The sequence below is a fragment of the Secundilactobacillus angelensis genome, from assembly GCF_012641075.1.
Lineage (GTDB): Bacteria > Bacillota > Bacilli > Lactobacillales > Lactobacillaceae > Secundilactobacillus > Secundilactobacillus angelensis.
In genome coordinates this window covers 161099-187215 of the sequence record NZ_JAAXLJ010000001.1, presented here as the reverse complement: position 1 = coordinate 187215, position 26117 = coordinate 161099, and the positions used below count along the sequence as shown (strand labels likewise).

18 protein-coding genes, 1 pseudogene and 1 other annotated feature are annotated in these 26117 nt (G+C 38.4%); of the genes and pseudogenes, 3 read left to right on the top strand and 16 right to left on the bottom strand.

Features of this window, described 5'->3' with window-relative positions; all coding sequences use genetic code 11:
- Window positions 1-6: 6 nt before the first annotated feature.
- The 9 genes from HC026_RS00790 to pglZ all read right to left on the bottom strand — a co-directional run bounded on the left by HC026_RS00790 (window position 7) and on the right by pglZ (window position 12263).
- Window positions 7-1167 carry an amidohydrolase gene (locus tag HC026_RS00790; protein ID WP_168924064.1) on the bottom strand — a complete coding sequence of 387 codons (1161 nt, stop codon included), beginning with the start codon at window positions 1165-1167 and terminating at the stop codon, window positions 7-9.
- A gap of 52 nt (window positions 1168-1219) precedes the next feature.
- Window positions 1220-2041 (bottom strand): amino acid ABC transporter ATP-binding protein, encoded by an 822-nt coding sequence (locus HC026_RS00785; RefSeq protein WP_168924063.1) that lies wholly within the window; start codon window positions 2039-2041, stop codon window positions 1220-1222.
- Window positions 2001-2720, bottom strand: coding sequence for an amino acid ABC transporter permease (locus HC026_RS00780; RefSeq protein ID WP_168924062.1), 720 nt, complete (start codon window positions 2718-2720; stop codon window positions 2001-2003). The genes HC026_RS00785 and HC026_RS00780 overlap by 41 nt, the downstream gene beginning before the upstream one ends.
- A gap of 15 nt (window positions 2721-2735) precedes the next feature.
- On the bottom strand, window positions 2736-3536 hold the full coding sequence (locus HC026_RS00775) for a transporter substrate-binding domain-containing protein (RefSeq protein WP_168924061.1): 801 nt from the start codon (window positions 3534-3536) through the stop codon (window positions 2736-2738).
- A gap of 23 nt (window positions 3537-3559) precedes the next feature.
- Window positions 3560-4561 (bottom strand): D-2-hydroxyacid dehydrogenase, encoded by a 1002-nt coding sequence (locus HC026_RS00770; RefSeq protein WP_168924060.1) that lies wholly within the window; start codon window positions 4559-4561, stop codon window positions 3560-3562.
- A gap of 58 nt (window positions 4562-4619) precedes the next feature.
- Window positions 4620-4864: a binding site (T-box leader), on the bottom strand.
- Between the two features lie 194 nt (window positions 4865-5058).
- Window positions 5059-5538, bottom strand: a complete 480-nt coding sequence (locus HC026_RS00765) for a beta-xylosidase family glycoside hydrolase (RefSeq protein WP_168924103.1) — start codon at window positions 5536-5538, stop codon at window positions 5059-5061.
- Between the two features lie 33 nt (window positions 5539-5571).
- A complete protein-coding gene (locus tag HC026_RS00760; protein ID WP_168924059.1) occupies window positions 5572-7647 on the bottom strand; it encodes a DUF262 domain-containing protein in 2076 nt (691 codons plus the stop codon).
- A 52-nt stretch (window positions 7648-7699) separates the two neighbouring features.
- Window positions 7700-9745, bottom strand: a complete 2046-nt coding sequence (gene brxL / locus HC026_RS00755) for a protease Lon-related BREX system protein BrxL (RefSeq protein WP_168924058.1) — start codon at window positions 9743-9745, stop codon at window positions 7700-7702.
- Window positions 9735-12263, bottom strand: a complete 2529-nt coding sequence (pglZ, locus tag HC026_RS00750) for a BREX-1 system phosphatase PglZ type A (protein WP_168924057.1) — start codon at window positions 12261-12263, stop codon at window positions 9735-9737. Before pglZ ends, brxL begins: the two co-directional genes overlap by 11 nt.
- Window positions 12264-12406: 143 nt before the next feature.
- Here pglZ and HC026_RS00745 point away from each other — a divergent pair, with 143 nt between their 5' ends.
- The 3 genes and pseudogenes from HC026_RS00745 to HC026_RS00735 all read left to right on the top strand — a co-directional run bounded on the left by HC026_RS00745 (window position 12407) and on the right by HC026_RS00735 (window position 15597).
- Window positions 12407-12625, top strand: a complete 219-nt coding sequence (locus HC026_RS00745; protein ID WP_168924056.1) for a hypothetical protein — start codon at window positions 12407-12409, stop codon at window positions 12623-12625.
- A gap of 9 nt (window positions 12626-12634) precedes the next feature.
- Window positions 12635-13891 carry an Eco57I restriction-modification methylase domain-containing protein gene (locus HC026_RS00740; protein WP_168924055.1) on the top strand — a complete coding sequence of 419 codons (1257 nt, stop codon included), beginning with the start codon at window positions 12635-12637 and terminating at the stop codon, window positions 13889-13891.
- A gap of 630 nt (window positions 13892-14521) precedes the next feature.
- Window positions 14522-15597, top strand: a pseudogene (locus HC026_RS00735) (tyrosine-type recombinase/integrase).
- A 99-nt stretch (window positions 15598-15696) separates the two neighbouring features.
- Here the strand turns inward: HC026_RS00735 and HC026_RS12965 are convergent.
- The 7 genes from HC026_RS12965 to HC026_RS00705 all read right to left on the bottom strand — a co-directional run bounded on the left by HC026_RS12965 (window position 15697) and on the right by HC026_RS00705 (window position 26110).
- Window positions 15697-16467 (bottom strand): BREX-1 system adenine-specific DNA-methyltransferase PglX, encoded by a 771-nt coding sequence (locus HC026_RS12965; RefSeq protein ID WP_332871168.1) that lies wholly within the window; start codon window positions 16465-16467, stop codon window positions 15697-15699.
- A gap of 8 nt (window positions 16468-16475) precedes the next feature.
- Window positions 16476-19274 (bottom strand): BREX-1 system adenine-specific DNA-methyltransferase PglX, encoded by a 2799-nt coding sequence (pglX, locus tag HC026_RS00730; RefSeq protein WP_332871167.1) that lies wholly within the window; start codon window positions 19272-19274, stop codon window positions 16476-16478.
- Between the two features lie 22 nt (window positions 19275-19296).
- Window positions 19297-22872: a BREX system P-loop protein BrxC gene (gene brxC / locus HC026_RS00725; RefSeq protein ID WP_168924054.1), complete on the bottom strand. Its 3576-nt coding sequence runs from the start codon at window positions 22870-22872 to the stop codon at window positions 19297-19299.
- Window positions 22862-23467: a DUF1788 domain-containing protein gene (locus tag HC026_RS00720; RefSeq protein ID WP_168924053.1), complete on the bottom strand. Its 606-nt coding sequence runs from the start codon at window positions 23465-23467 to the stop codon at window positions 22862-22864. The genes brxC and HC026_RS00720 overlap by 11 nt, the downstream gene beginning before the upstream one ends.
- On the bottom strand, window positions 23460-24062 hold the full coding sequence (locus HC026_RS00715; RefSeq protein WP_168924052.1) for a DUF1819 family protein: 603 nt from the start codon (window positions 24060-24062) through the stop codon (window positions 23460-23462). Before HC026_RS00715 ends, HC026_RS00720 begins: the two co-directional genes overlap by 8 nt.
- Before the next feature lie 270 nt (window positions 24063-24332).
- Window positions 24333-24758 carry a hypothetical protein gene (locus tag HC026_RS00710; protein WP_168924051.1) on the bottom strand — a complete coding sequence of 142 codons (426 nt, stop codon included), beginning with the start codon at window positions 24756-24758 and terminating at the stop codon, window positions 24333-24335.
- Complete coding sequence (locus tag HC026_RS00705; RefSeq protein ID WP_168924050.1) at window positions 24758-26110, bottom strand: 5-methylcytosine restriction system specificity protein McrC; 1353 nt, start codon at window positions 26108-26110, stop codon at window positions 24758-24760. Before HC026_RS00705 ends, HC026_RS00710 begins: the two co-directional genes overlap by 1 nt.
- Window positions 26111-26117 lie beyond the last annotated feature (7 nt).

Genomic DNA, 26117 nt, shown 5'->3' with positions numbered 1-26117 from the left:
CACCATTTATTCCGCCTTCTTAGCAGCATATTCACTCAAAGCATGAGCAGCGTCCACAAAATATTGAATGCCGAACTTCAAAGTGGAATCCAACCCCACAAAATAAGGATCATGCCAATCAGCAGCGTCTGGTGCACCATTAGAACCAATAAACACAAAGACACCGGGAATTTGTTGCTGAAAAGTGGCAAAATCTTCTCCAGCCATCGATACTTCGGGAACAATTACCTCCGCGTGTTCACTCACGGCTGGCCTAATTGCAGAGACCAAATCGGCATCATTTTGAATCGGGTAGGCACCAATTGCCCAATCAAAGTCGGCAGTAACATCATATGCGGCAGCGACCTGAGAAACTAACTGTTCCATTCGTCGCTTAACCAACTCGGTGGTCTCATCGTTGAACGTCCTCACCGTGCCACCCAGTGTGACCTCCTCTGGCAACACATTCCAAGTATCGCCACCATGAACCTGGGTTACACTGACAACTGCTGCCTCCAACGGCTTGACGTTCCGGCTTACTACCGTCTGCAATGCTGTGACCACCGCAGCTTGTGCCACAATTGGATCACGACTTTTTTCTGGTCTGGCACCATGGGCCCCGGCGCCATGAAGTGTAATATCAAAATGGTAACAACCGGCCATCAGACTGCCAGCTTTCAGGCCAATCGTCCCAACCGGTAAGTTGGGGTTGTTATGAAACCCGGCCATTGCAACAGTATGGTCAAGCACGTGCGCATTCAGTACCTTTTCAGCACCATGTTCTGCTTCTTCAGCCGGTTGAAATAGCAGTTGAATCGTTCCAGTTAACTGGTCTCGCTCTTGCTGCAACAAATAAGCCGCACCCAATAAACTCGATAAATGAATATCATGACCACAAGCATGCATCACGCCATCATTGACACTTTTAAAACTCAAATCGGTGGCTTCGGTTATCGGTAATGCGTCAATATCCGCACGCAACGTCACTTGCTTGCCGGGATGGGCGCCTTCAATAGTTGCAACGACACCGGTCACTAAAGAAGTTTGATTAACCGTGATACCCCAGTGTTCAAGAATTTCCGTAATTCTCTTTGTTGTTTCAAACTCATGGGCTGACACTTCTGGATGCTGATGAAATTCATGTCTAAGGGCAATAACTTTTGATAATAACGCTTCCGAAATCGCCATTTATAAACCTCCTCACACTAATCTATTGTACAAATTCACTCCACTCTAAGCCCTAATTCGCACCACTTTGCAATAGTCTAAAACGAGGTGTGACCACTTCACTAGTATTGGTTTGCTGTGGTGTCGAAATGACACGGTTTTCCAACGAATTAACAAAATCTGCTATCCGACCAGTTCCCTTGGTGGATAAGATCTTGTTAGCTGGGCCCTGTGCTATAACTTCACCGTTCTCAACAAAAATAGCGTTGTTGGCAATTTGGCGTGCAAATTCAATTTCATGGGTCACAATCACCATAGTGATATGCTGTTGTGCCAGCTGGGCAATGGTCGTTAGAACATCTGACACCATTTCTGGATCCAATGCTGACGTTGGTTCGTCAAACAGGACCACCTTAGGCTTGGCAACGATTGCCCTTGCAATCGATACCCGTTGAGATTGCCCACCGGACAGTGTTACCGGGTATTGATCAGCGATTGATTCCAATCCAAAATCGCTGAGAACTTTCAGTGCAATTGCTTTTGCCTCATCAAATCCAGCCAACTTGTTGTAAATCAGTGGTGACATAACGTTTTCCAGTGCCGTTAAATTTTTGAACAAATTAAACTGCTGAAAGACCATCGTCGACTGACTGCGAATCTTATGCACATCGGCTTTGCTGATATGTTTGGCATCAACTGTTATCCCCGCCACTGTCACTGTCCCCTCAGATGGTGACTGCAGCAGATTCAGGGTTCGAAGTAAGGTGGTTTTACCAGAACCAGATGGTCCCACAATAGCTGTTACACTACCTTCTTCAAAGGTTAAATCAATATTTTTCAAAACTTTGTGTTGGCTAAATTGCACTGCTAGATTGCTGATCTGAATCAACGACATTGGCAACCACCCTCCTATAAGGTTTACTGAGTAAGTCCTCTACATATTTTTGAGCCCAGGTATATATAATGATCATGACCCAATAAATCAGACCAACTGCAACGTAGACTTCAAAAAAACGCAACGAAGCACTAGCAAGTAATTTCCCATCCGCAAAGATTTCGGTCACTCCTAAAGTGAAGGCTAACGAAGTCTCTTTTAACAAAGAAACAAAGGTATTACCCGTGGCCGGCAAGGCATTCAACGCTGCCTGTGGCAAGATAATGCTGAGGAAAATTCGCGTGAAACTGAAATTTAACGTTTCACCAGCTTCAATCTGTCCTTCATCTACAGAAGTGATACCGGCACGGAAAATTTCAATCAAGTAAGCTGACTGCTTAACACCAAGTCCCGCGATTGCTGCGGTTAAAGCCGAAATACCCTTAAACGTTGGCGAAATTTCTGGTAAGCCATAATAAACAATGAAGAGCAGTACCAATGTTGGAACTCCTCGGAAAAATGAGACGTAAAGCTTCACCAGTAATTGAAATGGCTTAGCCGCGTACAGTTGTACTAAAGTTAATAAACCGCCGACTATCACTGCAATCAGCATTGCAACAACCGCCATAAATAAACTCAACGGAATGTACTTAATTAACTGTGGAAATAAACCGATAAAATACGTCCAACTAAACGTCATTTTTCATCAGCCTCCTTATTTGATTTGGCTAGTAATGTTGTAACCGAAGTACTTAGTCGAAATTTTGTTCAAAGTACCATCTTTAGTAATCTTGGCAAGTCCTTTGTTGAAGACTTTGCGTAGTTTTTTACCGTGAGTATCGTTCTTAAACGGGTAGGCGACTAATGCTTGTCCTGCACTATCCTTCACAACGTGCCAGTTCAAGTTTTGCTTTTTGATAATGGCGCTCAAAGTAGCTCGTGAGTATAGTAAGCCGTCAACGCGACCAGTGATGAGAGCCTGAGTTGCTTGGTCCCGAGTCTCGTAAACCTTGATTTTGATTTTTGGATCATACTTCTTTAACGTGGTAATGAAGTTATTACCAGCACCACTTGTTGCAACAGTCTTGCCTTCAAAGTCTTTGAGATTCTGGTAACTCGTTCCCTTCTTGGCAGCGATATTCGTTGTTTCATTGTTGTATGGCGTGGTGAAAATATACTTTTGCTTTCGCTCTTGGGTAGCGCCAATGTCATTGGCAACAGTATCTACACGACCACTGTCGACCTGTCCAAAAATCCCATCAAAGTCGGTAACAGTGAACTTAGTCTTATAGCCTTCTGCCTTTGCAACAGCTTTTGCAACATCGACGTCATACCCAACCAGTTTGTGATTTTGACGGTAGGCATTTGGAAAAATAGTTCCTGCCGTGGCAATGTTGATTGTTGGTTTGGTTGAAGAACTGGCCTTCTTCCGACCATTTGCCCAGAAGGCGCCACCAATGATTGCAATAATAACGACAATGACTGTAATCCATAATCCATAACGATGTTTTTTCATAATTGAATACCCCTTTTCATCTGCTAGTTAAGACTGACTTCATGTGCACTGTGACCACCGGAAATAACAGCTAACGTATCGTCCAATGACTGCATCACCATGTTTTTGACCGCGTGATCGGTAAAAAAGCCAATGTGCGGTGTCAATAGAACGTTATCAAGTTGGCGAAGTCGATTATAATGTGGCACCGGTGTTTCATGGTCAAAACGTAAATTGAAGATCTGGGTTTCATCCTCGACCACATCTAGTGCTGCACCAGCCAGCTCTTGGCAATTCAAAGCTTCAATCAGTGCCTGCGTATCCACCACTGGGCCCCGAGAATCGTTAATGAAGTATGCGGTTGGTTTGAACTGTGTAAACTGCTTTTCACCAATCAGGTGGCGATTATCCGCACTGCCCCAAACATGGACGGAGATGATATCAGCTCGTTGGTACAATTCCTCCTTGCTGACGTAGGTTAGGATGCCACGTAAATCCTCTCTTGGTCCACGAATGTCATTACCAATCACGGTTGCACCCAGAGCGTGGAATAGTCGCGCCAACGTGCCACCAATCCGGCCAACGCCAATAATACCAACGGTTAACTCCGTCAATTCACGTGAACGTAATCCAAGAACAACGTAATCGTTATGACTCAAACGCTCATTGAATTGTGGAATATGGCGAATCAGCTGTAGTGATTGGGTCAATGCAAGCTCAGCAACGGCTTCTGGAGAATACGACGGGACGTTTGTGACTCGGAGGCCATTTTGGGTTGCCCATTTTAAATTGACGGTATCGATCCCAGCGGAACGAACAGCCAATTGTTTCAAACCAAAGCTGCTTAACTTCTTGTAAAGCTCTGGTTCATCAGAGAGTGTTTTTCGTTGCTTATAATTAATGCCATCATATCCTTCCGCCCAATCAACCGTGTCATCATGCAACTCGTCAGGTACGCTATCTACCTGGATCTGATGCTTAGTTGCCCATTCATCTATGAACGGCTGTTCATCTTCCCGTACGTGATACGTTAAAATTTTGGTCATTCTGCGATTCACTCCTAACAGACGAAAAGAGCGCCTTCGTCTTAATCTACTGTTGTAGAAAAAGGACGAAAGCGCTCTTTCGCGGTACCACCTTAATTTCATAAATACTCATTTATGACTCTTCAGATACATGACAAGTGTCAGATATCCTACCGCTATAACGGGCGCACCCGAATTTGGTTCACAAAAGCTTACCAAATCAACATTATTCAGACCATCTTCAGCTCAATGCCAGTATCACCTTTCACCAACACAGTGACTCTCTAAAACTGACAAAATAAGCTTACTCATCCTCAAGCTTTTTCTGTTGTTCAACTTGTTGTTATTATTAACCATGGCAAGAACCGTGTCAATAGAAAAATTAAAATTTAATTATATTTTGATGATAAATAAAAACGTCCGCAGTGATCAACTGCGGGCGTTATTATGTCAGTTTAGGTTATTAAATTGTGATGCTCTCGATCTTAAGAAGAGTGTCACGAAGGTCGTGTTAAAAACTATTTTGGTTGATAATCAAACGAATTAAACGTTGCCTTAGCGCGATTATACTGTCCCATATCAATCGTATCAAGGGCAATGAAGTTACCTGTGAAACCACCTGATAAGAAACTCAGGTCTAGCTTCGGGTTGATTTCGACTTCGTGATTGCCATCGATGAAGGAGAAAGTCCCCGTGATGCCGGTAACATCAGCCTTTAGGGTTACAGCTTCACTCTTAACGGCGATTGGCGAAGTTAAGATACTAAATTCACTCTTTTCCGCCTTAAGTAAAGTGATTGACCGACCAACTTTTTCATCATAGCTGATTGCCAAAAAGGCATAGTTATCAATGTCCAGGTACAGGCCTAGTCCAGCCAGCTGCATATAGTTCTTAGGATCAAACTTGACTGAAACACTGGTGCTAAAGTTGACGTCAGTTTGTCGCTTAGCAATCAGGTGTTGATCAAATTCAGATTGTGGTGATTGGCCACCAGCAATCGTTACCCCATCCCCTGTGAAATGGAGTTTGAATTATTTCTCATCTAGTTTTATCTGTTTAGCTTGCAACAAAAGCTCGTCATAATGTATTTCGTATTTATCAAACAAGTTTTTGATTTCTTGCATTTTATCCCAGTTTCCAACATGAGTATTTAGGTAAATACCTGGTGCTACTTGATCATAGTTATCACCATCTATGTCACTGAACTGGGCAGCCAAGCCTGCTGTACCACTCTGGTTCACTAAATCAATGAGAATTGTTGAATTGATATCGTACAATTTTCTTACTATCTGGAGGTAGAAGTTTTTCCACCGCCGCTCTGCAACATAGTCATCGTCGAGAAAACTGTACCCCATTAATTTATAACCAACAAAATGATTGATTCCATCAAATGGCTGCATCTCTTTGTCAGCAGATGTTGGCACAAACTCAGAGTGCATCTCAGGCCATCTTTCAAGGGAGAGCTTTATCAATTGACTTAATCTTTGTTGAATTTCATTTTCCGTCCACTTTTCTGAACGCGCAGGTAGGTAATTTAAGTTAACAAAATGGCTTTGATTAAATCCTCCAGGCATTAACTTTTTCTCCGAAAACTGTCGGTTGCTGTACTCGGAATTATAACCAGTAAGTGTTAGATTTCCCAGATTGTGTAACCACTTTGTATGAACGTCGTCAGCCTGTTCTCCTAAATCTTTCTTCCAAGATTGATTTAATTTTTGTGGCATAATATGTTCCACGCTGTACTGACGTTCTTCAATACCCTTATACACGTTTAGAGGTTCATGTGTATCACCATTCTCCAAGCGCTCAAAGAAATACGTTCTAAAATAGTGATTAATATTATACATATCCCGTGACTTCAAACTATTAATAATTTCTTCATTGTGTGGATATCTGCCCGACCCACTTCTTGCATTCAACAAATAGATGAGTATCTCTTTCAAGCCAATATCTTGATTTTCATGATATCGCATTGTTTCGCTATAAAGAGTAGCAAATATTTTATTCAGACCATTTGAAGGTACCTCGGCAATCATTCGACGGGCAAGAAAATTTTCAGTGATCTTTAACGTATCAATAAAATCAGAATCAGATATTTTCTCTTGAGCATGTGCCACCAGCATAGCAATTAAAAAGGAACGTTGAACTGTCACGTCTAGATAATTCAGCCGCTTTAGTATACGGTTCGCCATCGGCAGGTCCGTAGCAGCATTACTAATTTGATAGAATCCTTGAGCAAATAGCAGAAGGTCCTCAAAAAAAGCCCATTTATCAGCCACTTTGATATTGAAATATTCTTTAAAGGTTTCGTAAATAGCCTTATTAATCGGTGTTTTAGAATTTTTAATTGTTAAATAATCACGAAAGAAACTAGTAACCCTTAAATCTGTAAACTTTTCAATCGGTTCCCAGTAATCTTGAAATATTTTCCCCTGATCTGGTACACTATGGCGCATCAACAAAAAATTTCGAATCTTATCGGCATCAGTTAATCCTAGGCCTGTCGAATTAAGACTTTCAAAGATCAGTTGGGCATCATCATCTGGAGAATTTAAATTCACCACCATTATTTGCAGTCCACTGATGCTACGCATTAAATCATCTATCGGAATTTTCAAATGATCTAACTCGTCATAAAAGAATTGATAATTATTGGTAATATTCGATCCTTGAACATAATTTTTCGGACTTGAAAATAATGCATAATAAGCTTGAGCATCACGCTTGATTGGTACTAGCTTTTGAGGATTTTTATCGCTGGAAAATGGTGCAATAAGAAACTGTTCTTTTATTTTATCTGGCTTAAATCTTTCATCGGTCTTATTATTAGCGCTCATCCAGTTCGCGATAGCTAGTATCAATAGTGAAACCGTCGTAATTCTTTGTTGGCCATCAATAATAATAGTTTCCTGAGCAAGATCTGCTGGTTTAACCACAATACTTCCGAAGAAATGAGTTGGCCGATTTTCTGATTTGATCTTTACGAAATCATTCCATAATCTACGACAGTTATCAATTGTCCAGTCATAATTACGTTGATAAACTGGAATAATAAATTTTGTGCCACCCTGTAGATACTGAGCAGTATATTGAATATTTCCGTCCATTACACATTTCTCCTTGGTTAGACAGTTTTGAAATCAAAGCCCTAGAGACCCTTTAGTTAACTCCCAGTGCCTTATATACTGCATCATCAGCTGAAGAGTAAAAGATCAAGTTAAAGGTAGCTACAACTTCAGAAGGCACTTCTGAAAGCTTCTCAACAACCGAAATTGGCAAAAGAACGTTTTTAGCACCACTCTCTTTAGCAACTTGTAGCGTATCAGCCAAGTCATCAACCATTCTAGGTTCGCCACTAATTGTGATATCACCAATAACAACTAAACTATCGAGGGTTGGCCTGCTAACACCAATTGAAGCAAGTGCAATATAACTAGCTAGGGCTAAATGGCTCGTTGTGTCTGTTCCATTAAGGTTGCTGACATTCAAAACAAAATTATGTCGCTTAGGCGCAATACGTTGATCAATTTTACGGAAATTGGTCAGTAACAATCTCATGCCGGCATCCATAGACTCACGAGCTTCACGCTGATTACCAATCCCCGTTTTTTCAAGCTTACCGTTACCAGACATTACTTGAGACTCTAACTTGAATAAGCCTAATCTCTCATCGGAATCGTGCCCAATGACATAAACAAAGCCTGGCTTTTCAGTTCCCATTGGAATTAGTGTTGCGGAACTTTGCTCCGGAACACCCACATAGGTTTCGATTTGAGTTTCTCGATCAATATAGGAAAAGTTGACATCATAAAATTCCATGCCACCAATTTTCTTAAGTTGTTCCTTAACCCGTCGTCTCATTTCTAAAGCAAATGTAAGTACCTGGGCCACGTCTTCTTTAGAAAATTCACCATTAGGATACAATAACTTGATCATCCCAGAAACAGTCTTACGAACGGCAATTGTATCACGCTGATTCAACTGAGAGCCCAGTGAGAAGTATTCATCAAAAGCATCTCCGTAAGAGATCTTACGCAACTCTCGCATCACTTCTGCAAGATAATCAGTAATAAAGCCAAAACCACTCGTAAAGAAAGCTGGTTTATACTTTGGAATTTCCCAGCCTGGTAAATAGTTGTGAATTCGGTCCAAAAAAGCAGTATCGGTTCCCATTACTTCTGGAAATGGTTCAAATAAGTTAGAAGTTCGTAATAAAACATCCACGCTCTGATTGATATTACCAACAAATACCATTCCTGCACTTGCTTGAATTTCAGCTCTTCCGCGAGCAAATGAACCAGAAGCCATGTAATCCTTCATGATCTGGATGCCATCTTGATCTTTAAAATTAATCCCAGCAACCTCGTCAAAAGCAACCGTATCCCACATGCCGACCAAACCGACCTCATGACGCGTCATGTTATAGAAAAGGTTAGCCACAGTAGTTTGCCCACCAGAAACTAAAATTGAATTGGGTGATAGTTCTTTATATACGTGTGATTTCCCCGTCCCCCGAGGTCCTAATTCCACAAGATTATAGTTATTTTCAACTAATGGAATCAGTCGTGAAATTAATAACCATTTAACACGATCATCAAACTCATCTGGCTCCATTCCCATAGAACGTAATAAAAGATCAATCCACTCATCAGTCGTGAATTCACTCCGACCAGAGTAAATCTCCTTCATATCAACAAACGGTACTTGAACAGGGGTAAGGTCTTCTATATGAAAATGATCTTCACTTTCATGATCGTAACTAAGTCGAACTATGGACCAAATACCACCAATCAATAAGCGCTCATAGTCTTGGGGATAACGTTCATCTACAGGAACGCCATCAATTCCTAAGTTACTAAAACTTGCCTCATAGCGATCTTCTGCTGTATTTAAATAAACCGTTAATTTATCAATTACCGTATAAGAACCATTTTCACGGATTTTTGATTTAATTTTTTCGGCTTCATCCGGTCGAACATAATTATTCGCTAAAGTTCGTTTGACGTTTTCAACCCCATGTTCAATCGCTTCTGAATCAGACCCATTAGCGTACTGGCCTAATAGAAATTCTAGAACATAAGTTGGAACATTGGCTCCTTCTTTAATTCGTTGAGTTAAATCTTTACGTACATAACGTCCTTGGAAAAACTCTTCCAATTTAGTCAATATCGTCTTCTGTCGTGTCTGTTGTTCCTCAGATGTCAAAGCCGAATCCTCCTCCAATCACCATGTCCATCGTGTAGTCAGAACGTTTTTCTGTCTTAGTGTCAGTATTTTGTATAACTAATGAGTAATGCTGTCCAGTGGCGTATTTAACGTCCTTTAACGCTAACCGAAGTGTTTGAATTCGATCCGTCGGTAAATCTGCGGTACTCTCTGCCGTCAATGTTTGAATTTCAGAAATAACCTGATTTTGGTCATCAACAAAGTATACTCGGAAACTGGCAGCAATTACGGTGTCACTAAGCGCATCGTCCTGCATAATTTGAACATTAACTTCACGGGACGTAATTCGGTTCATTGCTGTAACATCATGAACAGTTACCGGGGCTGCTTGTGAGCGACCTTTACGAGTATGAATATCTAAGACAGGAATGATCATTTCTTGTGGCGAACAACCGCCATGCACGTAATTTTGACTTGGCCCAGGAGCTGAAAAAATATCAAAATTCTTCGGATAACTAATCCATCGTGAGTCTTCATTGCCAAGTAGCTCTCCCAACGATTGAGCTATAACACCAGTTAACTGCAGTGGCTTTTGACTAATTAAATAGCGTTGTTCCTTCTTCTCGCCACTAATAGCATCATAATTCTCTTTAGCCACATCGATTTTATTAGCGCTATCTAAAGCTGATTGACGATAAATATAACCGTGATCAGCTGTTACCACAATATGACTAACGCTAAGATTTCTTAAAATTTCAATTGTTCGTGCAAGCTCATTAATGGTTTTGTCAGTTGCCGAAAAAACGGTTTGTTCAGTGATTGATTTTTCACCTGTTGTGTCAATGATATTATGATAAAGATAGATCACTTTTTGATCAGTTAACGTTGCCTTACGTTTTTTAGAATCCATTTCTAGGAAGTCTTTTACCTGAAGAGCCCGACTGTTAGGATTAACGTTTTGAAGAACCAGTTCACGTTTTTCTGTATTATTGGCTTCCTGTCCATCAACTAACACCGTGTTATCGTGCGTATATGTCAATTGTTGGTTAGGTAATAATGCTGGCATGCCAAAGTAAGTAACGGAAGGTAGTCCAGTTATTCGATAATCCATTGACGTATCTACAACATCTCGACTATCCAATTGTGCTTGTAATGACTTCCCCGCTTCAAAGCGAAATGCATCTGAAATTAAGACCACAGTTCGCTCTTTATTATGACGAATATCATCGTAGTAAAAGTGACTTTGCTGATGATTAGTAGGTACTTTAGACGGTGCATAGTTAGCCGTCCAATTGGGTACAACAGCACTCAGAAAGTCATTAAGGTACTTCGCTTCAACTTTGTTACGTAAGGGTTCAATCGTTGCTTCCAATTGCGGTTGAATCTGACTGAACGCCATAGTGAACAATCGATAACTCGTATCAAGTTGATAATCATGGCTAACATATTGTGTAACAGCCGTTTCAAAATTATTCGGTGTGGCTTGTAAGTCAAGTGTCAATAACGTAAATGCCTCATTTTGCAGCTGATAAGCAATTTGATAATCTTCTGCGTATGCTCGAGTCAACCGATCAGCTATCAATTCTGGTATTGATTGGTTGTTAACCTGAACAGAATAATCCTCCGCTACTAAGCGCCCAGTCAACCATTTTAAGATCATTGGGTCAACTTCTGGAAAAACATCAACTTTAACGAGTTGAATAATCTCTAATCTGCCAAATAGTTGATCACCTTGAATAGTTAACCAAACCTGATTAGCAATTTGTTTAATTGCACCGCGATATGTAACGGAATCACGAGTGTTTTTCAAATACGTAATGGCATTACTGTTATTAGTTAAGGTATAGGCATGTAACCCCGTTGGTAACTTAATTTCTGCCTGATCAAATGCCGTATTAACAAACATTGCCGTCATTAGATGTAGCAGTGTTGGCTGTGCTTCAGAAAAACCGTAAGCACGCTCAACATGACTCCAAAATGAAGTTAATAATCCATATTTGTCAAAACTAACAAGATACTGATTATTAGCGTCTAAGGTATCCTGACAGACTGCCTGCAAGATAGAAGTCATACTAGCATCTTTAGCCTTCGCTAATGCGGACATCATCACCATTTCAAGATCAGATTGATGATGATAACGTGTTTTAAACCGTTCCTTACGTTCTTTATTCGCAAAAAATGATGCATAGGTTACCAAAGTAGTTCGATTATTCTCCGGAATGCCAAGTTCTTCTAATAACATCGAAGTAGCATCGGCTGAGTAACGCTTAGAAAAACGAATAAAGTCCTCTAAATGATTAAGCTCAATGGGTGGCATCGGTGCAGGTGAATACACCAGTGCATCTTGCTGCTGGCGTTGCATGTCTACCAACTGAATTTTAGTTTTGAATTGTTCTTGCGGCTGCATTACAATCACCATTTCTTTCAAAGCAGTCGCAATCTCTGTAATATTATCGACAAATTCGCCTTGATCATCAAACCAAAAAACAAAGTGATTACGTTCAGTAAACAATGATTCAATTGCGGTTACTATTTGTGTTAAATCTAGATCAGCCATACGTTTTCATATCTCCACTATCATGCATCGTCCATGCAATTATTCTCTTGCAATTAGTATAACGAATCCAGTAATTGAATACTAGATGACGTCAGTAATTATCGTTCACTCCCAGCTATAATCGCGGTGTAATTGCAGACTTAGTGGAACAGATTCCGGAAACAGATTTTGATATTTCTAGTGATGATAGCCAAGGGCAAGTTGAAATTATTGGGTGGCTGTATCAATATTATAATCAAGAGCCACACAATGAGGTCGTTAATATTAACGGTGGTCCAGTTAAAGAACGTGATATTCCGGCTGCCACCCAGCTTTTTACAACTGATTGGGTAGTGAGGCATATGGTCGATAATTCCTTATGACGTTACTATTTGGAACATACACCTGATTCCGGATTGGCAGATCATTTACAATATCAATTGCCAGGTGATTTAAATAGAGTAAGGGACACGTTAGATCTGTCTAAATTACGTGTTTTAGATAATGCAATGGGTTCTGGTCATATTTTAGTTTATACATTTGACGTTTTGATGCAGATTTATGAAGAACAAGGTTATTCTCGACGCGAAGCAGCACAACAGATTGCCACACATAATTTGTTTGGTTTAGAAATCGATAAACGAGCCTATCAACTAGCATATTTTGCTATTATGATGAAAGTTCGTCAGTATGATCGACGAGCACTGAAGCGGCATTTAGGACTGAATCTATTTACGTTTGAAAGTACTAAAAATATAACAAATGATTTCTTGAATCAGTTAGCCATAACAAGCAATCAGCGCGAACAGTTAACAAAACTTCGAGATACCTTTTTACAGGCTAAAACGCTTGGATCCATCATCCACCTAGATCATAAATATGATACTCAAGCACTAACTAATGCTATTGATTCGTTATCAGATACTGAGCAAAGCAGTTTATTTGTGAGAAAGGATGATTTGTCACAATTGCGGCAGATGCTGCAAATTAAGTACGACGTGGTAGTAACTAACCCACCGTACCTAAACAAAATGGATAAACCCCTTAAAGATTACGTGAAAAAGTATTATAAGAGCTATTCAGGTGATCTGTTTTCGGTCTTTATTTGGTTGAATATCAATATGACTGTACCTGTTGGGTATGCTACCTACATGACGCCATTTGTTTGGATGTTTATTAAAACATACGAAAAATTACGACTTAATATATTAGATAATCAGTCTATTTCAAGCTTAATTCAAATGGAGTATTCGGCTTTTGAAGAAGCAACTGAAGAAGTAGCTGTACCAATTAATACCTTTGTATTGAAGAATTCAAACAAGGAAATAAACCATATTGGGACTTATTTTAAGCTTTCGGCTTTTAAGGGTGGTATGGATATTCAAAAAGATAAAGTATTAGAGGCTGTATCGAATCCTACAGTAAAATATCTTTATCGAACTAATCAAACGAACCTTGGCAAGATTCCGGGAAATCCAATTGCTTATTGGGTCAGTCAATACTTACTTCAAGATTTCGAGAAAGGACTTTCCTTGGATTCAGTAGTGGATCCTAAAGCTGATTTAACTACTGGGGATAACGCGCGCTTTTTACGTCAATGGTATGAAGTAAGAATAGATAAGATAGAATTTAAAGTTAAGTCAAATTAAGAGGCAACGCTCTCACACGCAAAATGGTTCCCATACAATAAAAGAGGGTCTTATCGGAAGTGGAGCGGAAACTATGATTACATTATTAACTGGGAGAATAATGGACAACAAATAAGGTTCTTTACTCGTGGAACACAACAAACTAAATCTAGAGTGATGAGTGAAACTACTTACTTTAAGCAAGCAATTACATGGTCATTAATAACTAGCGGTGGTTTTAGTATTCGATTTCGACGTCAGGGAAGTATACATGATAGTGCTGGCAAAGAAGCATTTGGAGATAAAAAATGTTATAACTAACATTAGTAATGCTTAACTCAAAATTAGGAAATTATATTTTTAAATTATTAAATCCAACCATTAATATGCAAATTGGTGATTTTAGAAATTTTCCCGTAGTAAATACTCATTTATCACCAGCAATCGAAAAAATATTTCAAAATAATATTTTAATTTCAGATATTAACTGGAATTTAGATGAAACCTCTTGGAATTTTGATAAATTTTCACTAGTTTCTCACATCGTTGAGCATAATCGCTCAAACTCATACATTTTCATAAATCTACATGCCTCTGGGCCAATTTTGTGCCAACTTAGTAGTTATACCACACAAAGAAGTGGCATAAATTATGGTTAGTTATCGAAAATGGGGCAATGTTTGGCAGTACGGAATTTCATATAAGGATATTGATGGCACTTACAAAAAGCTACGTAAATCAGGATTTTCACTTAAAAGTAATGCCGAATTAGCCGCCAGCCAAGTAAAATCAAATTATATTAGTGTGCAACATTATCGAGCTGGTAACATTCCATTTACAGACTATTTTGCGCGTTGGGTACAGCTGTATAAAGAAAATTCTGTGAGTGATGTAACTTTAATCAAATATGGTAATACACTACAACATATCAAACGATTATTTGGCCATATTTTGCTTAAAGACATCAGCCGGTCCCTATATCAAGAAAAACTTAACGAATTTGCGGTTGATCATGCACCTCGAACGGTTTCAACATTTCATAAACAAATTTATGCAGCTATGTTGGATGCTTTGGACGAGCGTATTATTCCAATTGATCCTACTCGGAAAGCAGTTGTAAGTGGACATACAGTTAAGCATCCAAAAAAAGCACTAAACTACGCTGAATGGCAGTGCCTTATCCAGCACCTAGACTTAACAGAACGCAAACAATTAATCATCTATATAGCTGCTATTACCGGCATGCTCTACGCTGAAGTTATTGGCCTAACACCTGAAGATCTTGATAATGAGTTAAATCAAATTAACATCAACAAAACATGGGATTATAAATATCACACCGGTTTTAAAAAAACTAAAACACCAAGTTTAGTGCGTCGTATTTCGGTTAACATTGCTGCAATCAAAGCACTACAACAGTCCTCAAATAGCCATGAGATAGCTTCTAGTTCACCAATTTTTCTAAAAGATGGTAAGACACCCGTAAGTGCTGAAATCAATAAAATATTAACGGCAAAGTTAACGTCATTAAATTTGCCTAGAATCACTTTTCACGGACTCAGACACACGCCTCAATTTTACTCTATCAAGGTATTAGTGTTTTATCAGTGTCTAAACGACTAGGACATGCAAATATTACAACGACACAATCAACTTATCTACACGTTATAAAAGAACTTGAAGAACAGGATACAGATCGAATTATCGATATTATTTCACAAGAATAAGTTGGCACTTTTTTTGGCACACTCTGAATAATCAGCACACCTAAAAAGAAGACTCCTTACGAATTGATATCTAATTCGTGAAGAGCCCTTTTATAATGCCTATTTTAACGGATTTAGTATTTTTTGTCCGCCCTGCACTTTTTCATGGTTAACAAGTACACCATCATCTAGGTCAAGCTCAACGTGCATGTTAGCAACATGTTGGAGCGCACTATCATATTTAATAATTTCATCAATCATTTTCCCAAGGGTGGTTACACGCTTGGTCATTTGATTGCGCTGTTTCGTATTGATTTCACTCTCAGCTAATTTCTGTAATTGTACTCGCCTATTCTCATATGCTTCCTGCAGCGGATGAAGGTATGATGTTCGAATCATAGCCAACGTATTCTCATCATAACGATGTAAGTACATTAAGGCTCTAAATCCCCCCTGTCTACCAGAAGTAAATTGCCAATAAATCGGTCGCTTTTGATAAGTTGATAGATGATCCTTCTTGTAAAAATCATCAATAAAGTACTTCCGAATTTGTATTTCAGGGGTCTCTCCCTTTTTGCCTAATACATTAGCAATAAAACGAAGATTTTCATCTAAATGACTCTCACCAAACGTAATCGTCAAGAAAGACTTTAGCCGGTTAATAATGTCTCTTTGATCTCCAAAGTAATCATCATCCGTAAGTAGAATAATATCATCTTTATTAGGCTGATAAGTCTTATATTTATCACTATCCCATTGACCACCGGCATACACTAATCCTGGAACATCCAGCGAATATCGACCAAAAGTTACACCAATAAAGTAAGACAAGAATGCTTTAATATCCGGTGGTAAATCAGCTTTTCGTACTGATACATCTTTATCTGCCACCTCAGGTGTTAACTCATCTTGAAGACCGAAAGATCAATGAAGAATCGATTGAGTTCTTCTTCATTTGCTTTCAGTTGATTAAAGCGATTTAACGCTTCCTGCTCCCATTGATTGTATGCAGCCTCAATGGTCCAGTTTTGATTATGCTCAGCGATATGTTTTATAAGTATGTTTTGTAAGAACTCCCAAGAAGTTTCAAATGAGTTCCATTCTCCCTGAGTTATAAAAATATTTTCTTGAATCCGTCTTAAAATTTTCCTGTTATCAAAGATAATAACGGGAGTTTTTCCCACATCCTGCACATTCCTTGTAATTGTCGGATTAATCATTCGAATAATATGTTGTCCAACAACTGAATTCATAAGCCCTAGAACTGTTAATAACGCACTTTTATCCTTTGAATATGCGCTTGGCCCTTTATTCCCCATAATAGAACCTTGTTCTCGAAATCGCATACTGAAAAGACCACTCCCAATATCTGACCAGGTAACACAAGGGTGAAAGTAATACCTTGAATTGGGTACGACAAAATCAGGAGTCTTTAAATATGGATATCGTTTTAGTGCATTAGCTTTAATTTCTAAGCCATCATATTGGTAATTAACTACATAATCATAATTTCCCGACCAACGTCTGAATGCTCCACCTTTATTGAATGGAAACCATTTTTTATTAGATTGTGCTGCTTCAGTTACTGTTTTTTCATGGAACTGAATATTTTGGAAAACAATTTCATACCATTGCCTAATAAATCGGTTATTATCAGTTGTGGTCATACCATGCTTTACATCAACAAATTTGTTAAGTGGTTTCCCGATAGTGAAATCTTTCAATAAAGCCAAACTAGCCCAATAAGCAATTGGACTTCCCGGAATCTTACCAAAGTTCGCTTGATTAGTTCGATAAAGATATTTTACTGTAGGATTCAATACAGCCTCTAATACTTTATCTTTTTGAATATCCATACCACCCTTAAAGGCCGAAAGCTTAAGATAAGTCCCAATATGGTTTATTTCCTTGTTTGAATTCTTCAATACAAAGGTATTAATTGGCACAGTTGCTTCTTCAAAAGCCGAATACTCCATTTGAATTAAGCTTGAAATAGACTGATTATCTAATATGTTAAGTCGTAATTTTTCGTATGTTTTAATAAACATCCACACAAACGGCGTCATATAAGCAGCATACCCATCAGGCCGAGTCATGTTAATATTTATCCAGATAAAGATTGAAAACAGATCTCCTGAATAATTTTTGTAATACTTTTTAACATAATTTTTCAGTGATTTATCCATCTTATTAAGATAGGGCGGATTAGTCACCACAACATCGTATTTAGCCTGTAATACGCCAACTATTTGAACCATCTGCTGTAATTGTGCCAAATCAGCACTCGTAATAAATAAATTATGTTGAGTATTTTCATTTAATCCATTGATAGTTCTCAACAATGATTGAACATCATATTGACGTTCAAAATGTATAATTGATCCCAATGTTTTCGCATGTAAGAAATCATCCCGCAACTCTAGTAATTGGCTACGTTGCTCTACGGAGAGTTCTAATTGGCTAAAGAAGTTGTCAGTTAAGTTTTGTGTATTCTCAAATACAAGTAAATTTAAGTTTAACTGGCGGGTTAACGCTCGTCGATCATATTGACGAACTTTCATCATAATTGCAAAATATGCTAATTGATAGGCTCGTTTATCAATTTCTAAGCCATATAGATTTTGCGTCGCAATCAATTGAGCTGCTTCTCGTAATGAGTATCCTTGTTCCTCGTAGACTTTCATTAAAACATCAAATGCGTAAACCAGAATATGTCCTGAGCCCATAGCATTATCCAAAATGCGTAATTTAGTAAGGTCTAACGTTTCTGATGACATATTTAAGTCACCTGGTAACAGATACTTCAAATGTGTGGCTAGTTTTGAATCCGGTGTGTGTTCCAGGTAATAACGTCCTAATGAGTTATCGACCATATACCGCACAACCCAATCAGTCGTGAAAAGCTGGGTGGCTGCAGGAATATCTCGTTCTTTAACTGGCCCACCATTAATGTTAACAACTTCGTTATGAGGTTCTTGATTATAATACTGATACAGCCACCCAATAATCTCAACTTGTCCCTGACTGTCATCACTAGAAATATCGAAATCTGCTTCTGGAATCTGTTCCACTAAGTCTGCAATTACACCGCGATTATAGCTGGGAGTGAACAAAAGCTGCATATAGTCATCAGTGCGCTCAAACAACTTAGGTAGATTCGCATTCAAAGCATTAGCTTGCTTAATAAACAGCATTTGATACATACGATCAAGATCAGCAGGCAACTGTTGATCTGTAGCCCGTTGAATCAATTCATGTTCTGCTTTGGTATAAGTACCAATGTCAGCCTCTATATCATTTGCGTAAAACATAATATCAGGTTCATTACGTCCCTCCACTGAAGAGAGTACACGGACACCAGATGGTAAATAATCGTTAACTTCCATAAACCGAATCGCAATAATTCGGTTAAACCAAGTGTAAGCAACTTCTTCAATCAAATCCTGATAAGCACTTTTCCAATCACTGTTTTGAGCAGTTTCTTGTAATCGTTGAACAATTTTGGCCCGTCGAGCAATGTCCGCGCCTTCCAATGGTGTTGTATTATCGTTGTAATACTCTGCTTGTGCGGTTGACCGATCGTTCTTTTCAACAGCCCCATTTTCTGTAATTCCAAGTGTTTGCAGACGTAACGTAACACTTAGAATCAGATCACGACGCGCTTGGACTGCAAATTTATTAATGACACGTTTATCCATTTAATTTCTCCGTTCAGTCAAGTTAGAATTTAACGTTAATTTCGTTAGTATCAGATAATTTTATCTTTAATTGTTGTTCCAAAGAATTAAGGTAATTCTTAATGTCCGCCTCACTAGTAATATGCCATTGATTAGTATTAACTACATCTCTGACCCGTACAGTTTCAATTGATTTTTTAGCTGGCTTAACATCGTCTGTTGGCGGTGTTAATGGATCCGGATCGGGCTCTTGTTCCTTTATCAATATTTCAACTGTATTAGTCAATTGGTCAAAAACAGCATCTGCACGATTAGAGGTGATCGTTAAAGCATTCAACGTTTTAGCTTCTTTAGCATCTTTTTTAATAGTTTCAATCATTGAATCAAAACGTTGTTGTGGTTTCAGTAATTTATCTGTCGCCACTTCAGATCGCTTTAAAAAATCTAACCCATTTTGCTGTATGTTTTCAATTTCTGTAAGTTTATTCGCTAATTTAGCATCAAAAACTTGACTAAACTTTACATCAAACTGTTGATCTAATTTATTAATCTCACGTACATTATTATCAGCACGGTTGGAATTCAATAATTTTTGAAGCTTTTGAATAATTTCTTCAAGTTCTGCATCAGCTATAAAGTCATGGGAATTATCGTAAATTTCTAAGTCATTTAGACCTGCTTGCCAAATTTTCTGCATTTCAGCACTGAAGTAGAAATCTCTAATACCTCTTTCTTCGTAGTCATCATACCAATCGAGTAAGTCCTCAGCTTTAGAAACGACAATGTTTATAAATGAATCAGTATCACTGGTTATTGCCAACTCATGTATTAATTTTTCCCCTTGTTGTAAAATATCATGGCCAGGGAAAAATTTATTCATGTTTTCAAAATTAGTTAATAATTCATAGTCAGATTTTACCTTTGTCCGTGTTTCAGTTGCTACCGTCTCTGCATCATCCGAACTAAAGGTTTTTTTATTAAAAACATCACCTGCAACTTCTCTTAATTTTTTCAAATCACGAGGAGCAACTTCTTTGCGACATTGAATTGCTATCTTTTCTGAAAATTGCTTTTTGGTAAGATATTCTGTAATTTGAGAAGCCGGTGTGGAGATTGGACTGATGCTTTCACCATTCAGGCTAACTTTAATATTTCCTTGCTTAAATAAAGAAGCCACTAGCCATTCCGTATCCGCTTCTGTATAACCGTAAGGAATATCTTGAAAGCGAGTCAGTACAGACTTCAATGTTGAATGTTGACTACCTGCTTGGGCTTTTTGTTGTAGATAGTCCGAAACTTCAGCAACCGCCGTACTATTTTCATCAGTTGAGACCATTCCTTCATCTGCAAACAACTGCGTAATATCATGAGCATCTTTAGCAACCTCGATATAACTCAACTTACGGTAAGCATCGTCTACAACAGCTTTTTCAGCTTCTTCACAACGATTTTTAAAATCGTGTTTGCTCTTAATAGGTGCTCCTGAAACATATAAAGTAGCGCTTTCTAGTGCATTAAATAGTTGCTGTTCGGCTTTTTTATCTATTTGAACCCGTTCACTTTGCCGTTCATCAATCAATAATCGAAAACGAGATTCTTGATTATTGGTATTACTTAAAATATACTGTTTAATTTTTAATGATCGAGTAATGTGGTCAATGTAGCTTCGATCGTTTGGCATTGCTATAACTAAGCTCCCCGGAACCGTTGTTTCTTGAGCATAAGTCAATTCATCACCAAAATAATCACTCAGCGGTGTAAATAGTTTAATATTGAGCTGATTGTTATATTTACCATATGGTTTACCATCCAAAAATCGGTTGAAATTAAAACTATAGCGGTTGTGTAGTTTAGGATAATTATACTTTTCTGCAATTTCTTTATTATTGAATAATAACTGTTGCAGTGTATTGGTAATATCTGCTGAATTAATCTCTTGTTTTTCAATTCCAGTATTGATATCTTGTTCAGCATCCGTCAGAAAAATATAATCTTCAAAGTGCTTTTCAACGATTCCTTCATGTTGAAGTGCCAACAATGCAGCGTGGACATTTTTCGTGAGTTCAATTCGATCAACGTTAATCTCGTCGATCATTAACGTGACTATGTTATTCTCAGTAGCTTCAAAATTATCTAAATATTTTACCATGAACAGGACTTTCAATACTTGAAGCGTCAATGGATTCTTTTCTTTATCAGGATTCAAAGTACTATTATCACGTGCATTTTCAATAACAATTCGGTGGGTATGATCAAGAAATTGAACGAGTCCCTCGAAGAAAAGTGAAAATGGGACTAACTTACCCTCTTCATCGTTCATCAATCGTCTTGCTGATTCTTGGAAAATGGACAGCATCGACCGTTCCCCTTCAGACAAATGTTTACCATCTGAGCCATGGGTCCGGACAGCGGTTAAAACATGTTGTAATAATTGAAATTGATATGGTACAAACGGATAATTTTCAGCAAATTCAGCACCATTAGTGAATTTTTGCCGAGTTGGTCCATCATCGAAATCAATCGCATTATTAAGAGAGGCAGCATTAGCTTCATAGACGCCTGATAATTCCTGGTGTGCACTGTCCGTTTTCTCTAGTAATCGTCGTTTAATTACTTCATCGACATTAGCAGAACTCATTGCAATTCTAGTCTTGAAACGTCCTTGAATTTTAGAAAAATCTTGGCCATTGATATTTGCAGTAACTTCATTAATCGCTTGTTGAGAGGTCACGATAACCCAGGCCTTACCATGAGTAGCTGTTCCTAGCTCTTCAACAAGAGTTTGTAGATTCAGCATTCGTTGCTCGCTTTTACCCACGAATTGACCTACTTCATCCACCATAAAGGTCAATCTTTTCCCTGTTTTATCGCAGAAATCATTAACTAGCTTCGCAAACGAGCTAAGATTAATTTGATAAGGCTGCATAATACTGTCTATAATGCCTTGAGCATCACCTTCAGACTTGATATTTAATTGCACTAAAGTATCTTTGATCGTTCCCATATTCATTGAATAATGGTCACGTCCAATGTCCCAGCTAAGGTGATTCTTCTCTAACTCTTTATATTTGTTCTTAAATGCTTCATAATCACCAGATTGATCTAATTGACGTTCAAGATCTGCAATCCAAGCATTTTTATCTGAGTACCCCTGCATCTCATTAAAAACATCGAGAAAAACATTAATAATGACACTATTCTCCTGCTTTTCACCACTCTTAGCTTTTGAATCAATGTTAAACAGAATAACCTGAGTATCTGATCCAGCAGCACGTTCCATGCGGTTGTATGTCATAGGATCAGTAATTTTATCCTTAAAAAAGGTAACGGCAGGTTGCCCATCTACTTGACGGTTTTCTAGAATATAAGAAATAATTTTTAAGAAATGCGATTTCCCAGAACCAAAAAACCCAGAAATCCACACACCCATATCATCTGTCGGTCCCTGTAATGCTTTCTCATAGGCTGTAAAAAAGTTTGCGAACTGTTCTTGTAATTCTCGAGTGACAACATATTCTTCCAATTCCTGACGAACACGCTTATCATCTTCTTGCCCAACCTTGATCACCCCTTGAATATCGCGATCAATTGGCTTTGCAAATAACTCTTTAATCTTCACGTTCGTTCCACTCCATTCTCAAACTAAATGCCCGGTAATAATTATCGTCCTCAAGCTCACCAAACATCCGTAAGTGAAGGCCATCATACTTGCCAGGATAAAACATAATAACGGGAGATTGATCAATTACTTGATTCATAGTGTTTAACACTTTATGCGATCGCAATAATGGAAATACTTCTCCGACTCCGGTAATAAAAATAATTGTTGGCTCATCATCAGAAAGCTGTGACTCAATGCGTTTAACGATGAGATTATGCTCTTCGTTCATTTCCAAGATATTATTGACTTCCTCAATTACATGAGTCATGCCAAAGTTCTTTTCAAGATCTTCAAATCCAGCTGTATAACCAAAATCATCTAAGATCTCCATCATCAAATCATACAAATTAAAAATTTTTACATTGGCACCTATCGTGGCAACAGTTGAACGATTAGCAATGTTTTTAACGTATTCTCGAACCCGTAATTCATCTTCTGGTCGATAGTCAAAAATGTAGTATCCGACTTCATTAGACAAGCCGCGGTTCTGCTGAAATTCTTTTTGCCCAATTTTTTGCTCTAACCGTTTAAAATCGTTATCTAAATCACTCATATGTCCTCCCTGTGAAAGTTACTAAATATTCCTGTAATGATGCATTCACAAGTGCATCTATTAGTCTTGGATCAAGTAATGGACGGCGTAAAACCAAATCATCACCTTCCGAACGAACAATGCCTGATTCTCTGAGGTAGTTACGAATTGTCCCCTTTAATCTGGTAATTGTTTGGTCTTGCCATTTGGCAATGCTTTCATGAGTGGCTTGCATTCGTGTAAAGAAAGCATCTAATTCATAGTCTTGCAACCGCTCATCACCCAATACCACTGCATCTTTAAAACAAGTAATCATAAAATCATGAATTAATCGATCAGTATTCATAATGCTAATTAGCACTAATAATCGCTGATTATCACGGTCTAAATCTGGATATAATTTCTGAAGTTCTGTAGTTAATGAATGGATTCGCGTTAATAATCTTGAGGTCACGTTCAAAGAACGTTGCCGTGATTTTTGTTTAAGAAAAACACCATCTTGTAATTGATCCTTAATTGATTGATCTGATGTGCCATCAAGAACCCACCGAATTAATTGATCAAACTCATTAAACCAAAAGCCGTATTTAACAGCACCAGCAGAATACTCATCCATTTTTACACCCCATTGTAATGACTATTGCAGTTCAACTTCTGACCACCTTATTTTAAGTCCATTGATTTTAGATTACCATGTACAAATACAAGGAACAACATCACTAAAGTAATAATACGAATTGGCACACCAAAGGGGCTGCAACCTTAAGTTTTGGCGTAACCGATACTCAAGATGTAACCCCTCTTAATTAATGCGAAAATAAATATAACTACAGCGAAAAAATGCGTTAGAAATGTTTATAGAAACTCAGTTTTTAACATTTAAAAATTACTTTCTAACGTAATACTGTGAAGCTGTATCGAATATAACATGGATGGCTGCATGCCCCTTATAACGAGCTTTCCCCAAAATAAAGTTTTCTCCTGCTCGTTTGCCGTGAGAATTAAGCTGATAAAGCGAAACGTACTTTTTACCTACATGAACGCCCAGCCGTCTACCACCTAATGTAAATACAGGATGTTTCACATATCGGGACTTAACAACTAGCGTTTTAGACTCACCTTTCCATGACCACGAAGACTTTGCTAACTTCCATGTACCTCTATATGTGTGTGGCACATTTTGATGGAGATTCTGTGCATACACGGTGTCCCACCAACAAAAGTAAATCCAAATGATAACGCCATTGCTAATAATAATTTTTTCATATAATTGCCTGCCTACAATGTCATTATACTCTTCTACAAAAAGCATTAATCATTCTCAGTACTAAGTTCAGTAATTTTCTCAAAAAATAACCTTATACTACTCTCATACTCCCTAGCACGTCGATGATCAAGTGGTATCCCCAACACGCCGACAGTAATCCGATCATACTGTGATATTTCTTCAACAACTTCGTCACCATCAACTGGTGCTATGACGATGGCAGTTCTAGCATCGATTAGACTTGTATACGCAATAATCTGATGAATATCGTGCCGTATTCTTTCTTGCTGACTCTCATGACCTTCACCAAATCGATCGTAGAAATATGATTTATACTTAGCATCTAATACTATCTTCTCACCAGCAAATTTAGCCACCATATCGGGTTCGAGATACTTTGGCATCAGTTGCGAAACTTGATGGCGATAATGCGGAGTTAGTGTATGCCCAATTCTGGTGTTGTTATCTACTCGTTCAACGGTATGTGCCAGTATCTTTTGGACGTATCGCTCAAACAACATTGAAAAATCAATCCGCCAGCTATATTCTCTTTTCGTCTGTTGTTGAATAAATACATTTAGCGACTCTTTTAACTTCTGAACATCCGCACTTTCTCGCATCTGAATGTGAAAGAGTTCTGTTTCATGCATTACACTGCGATTTAAAGAAATTTGATGCCCCAAGAAAGCTATGTTCTGGGCACAATTTTGTTTAACCCGATTCGGCGTTAATCTACTATTAATAATCTGAATAGCTTCAGAAAGTACATTCAAAGCTCGTTCAAATTCAGTGTGGTTTTGAGTCATCACATTAACTTGGGTTGGAAACAACAATCTTTTCTGCGGGTCCGCTGCTTGTTTGGCATACTTTGTCCAGTTAACACTACCAACTGGCCGTTCGAGTAGCTTCCGTTCATTCTTAAACAACTGCCAGTCACGCGACTTCACCACGGCTACCATATTTTTGATAACTTCCTGAGCCATCAAATAACGCGGAGTAGGTGTCCCCTCAGAACGGGTTAATTTCAATCTAGAATCAGTCTCTGGTGCCAAGCTAACACCAGCAAAATCAGCCATTTGGCTCATCCAGGCAAACCAATCCGTTTCGTGAACGCCATAACGAGGTCTAACGATGAGATCGGTAATTGCTTTTCCCTTGCCCGCCTGTGGCATCCGCAATGGGACTGCCCCTACATAACCATTTGTTAACAGATGCAATTCACCGTTTTCTTGTCTAGCTTCAATATTTAAATATAAGAAAGCTTCGCGATTTAACTCAATAAAAGTGGCTTGATCCTCAAGTGGTGTTCGGTGGTCGATCATTCTTTTAGGAAGATGGTAGACATAGTCTGTGAAGGTTGGTATCTCAACGGTAGAAACATGAAAATCTTTACCCAAGATATCC

What these genes read in the sequence shown, in the direction of transcription:
- HC026_RS00780 (WP_168924062.1), bottom strand. Translation starts at nt 2,720, where the DNA reads ATGACGTTTAGTTGGACGTATTTTATCGGTTTATTTCCACAGTTAATT.
- pglZ (WP_168924057.1), bottom strand. Translation starts at nt 12,263, where the DNA reads ATGGCTGATCTAGATTTAACACAAATAGTAACCGCAATTGAATCATTG.
- HC026_RS00710 (WP_168924051.1), bottom strand. Translation starts at nt 24,758, where the DNA reads ATGCTTTTTGTAGAAGAGTATAATGACATTGTAGGCAGGCAATTATAT.
- HC026_RS00720 (WP_168924053.1), bottom strand. Translation starts at nt 23,467, where the DNA reads ATGAGTGATTTAGATAACGATTTTAAACGGTTAGAGCAAAAAATTGGG.
- HC026_RS00715 (WP_168924052.1), bottom strand. Translation starts at nt 24,062, where the DNA reads ATGGATGAGTATTCTGCTGGTGCTGTTAAATACGGCTTTTGGTTTAAT.
- HC026_RS00785 (WP_168924063.1), bottom strand. Translation starts at nt 2,041, where the DNA reads ATGTCGTTGATTCAGATCAGCAATCTAGCAGTGCAATTTAGCCAACAC.
- HC026_RS00790 (WP_168924064.1), bottom strand. Translation starts at nt 1,167, where the DNA reads ATGGCGATTTCGGAAGCGTTATTATCAAAAGTTATTGCCCTTAGACAT.
- HC026_RS00770 (WP_168924060.1), bottom strand. Translation starts at nt 4,561, where the DNA reads ATGACCAAAATTTTAACGTATCACGTACGGGAAGATGAACAGCCGTTC.
- HC026_RS00775 (WP_168924061.1), bottom strand. Translation starts at nt 3,536, where the DNA reads ATGAAAAAACATCGTTATGGATTATGGATTACAGTCATTGTCGTTATT.
- pglX (WP_332871167.1), bottom strand. Translation starts at nt 19,274, where the DNA reads ATGGATAAACGTGTCATTAATAAATTTGCAGTCCAAGCGCGTCGTGAT.
- HC026_RS00760 (WP_168924059.1), bottom strand. Translation starts at nt 7,647, where the DNA reads ATGGACGGAAATATTCAATATACTGCTCAGTATCTACAGGGTGGCACA.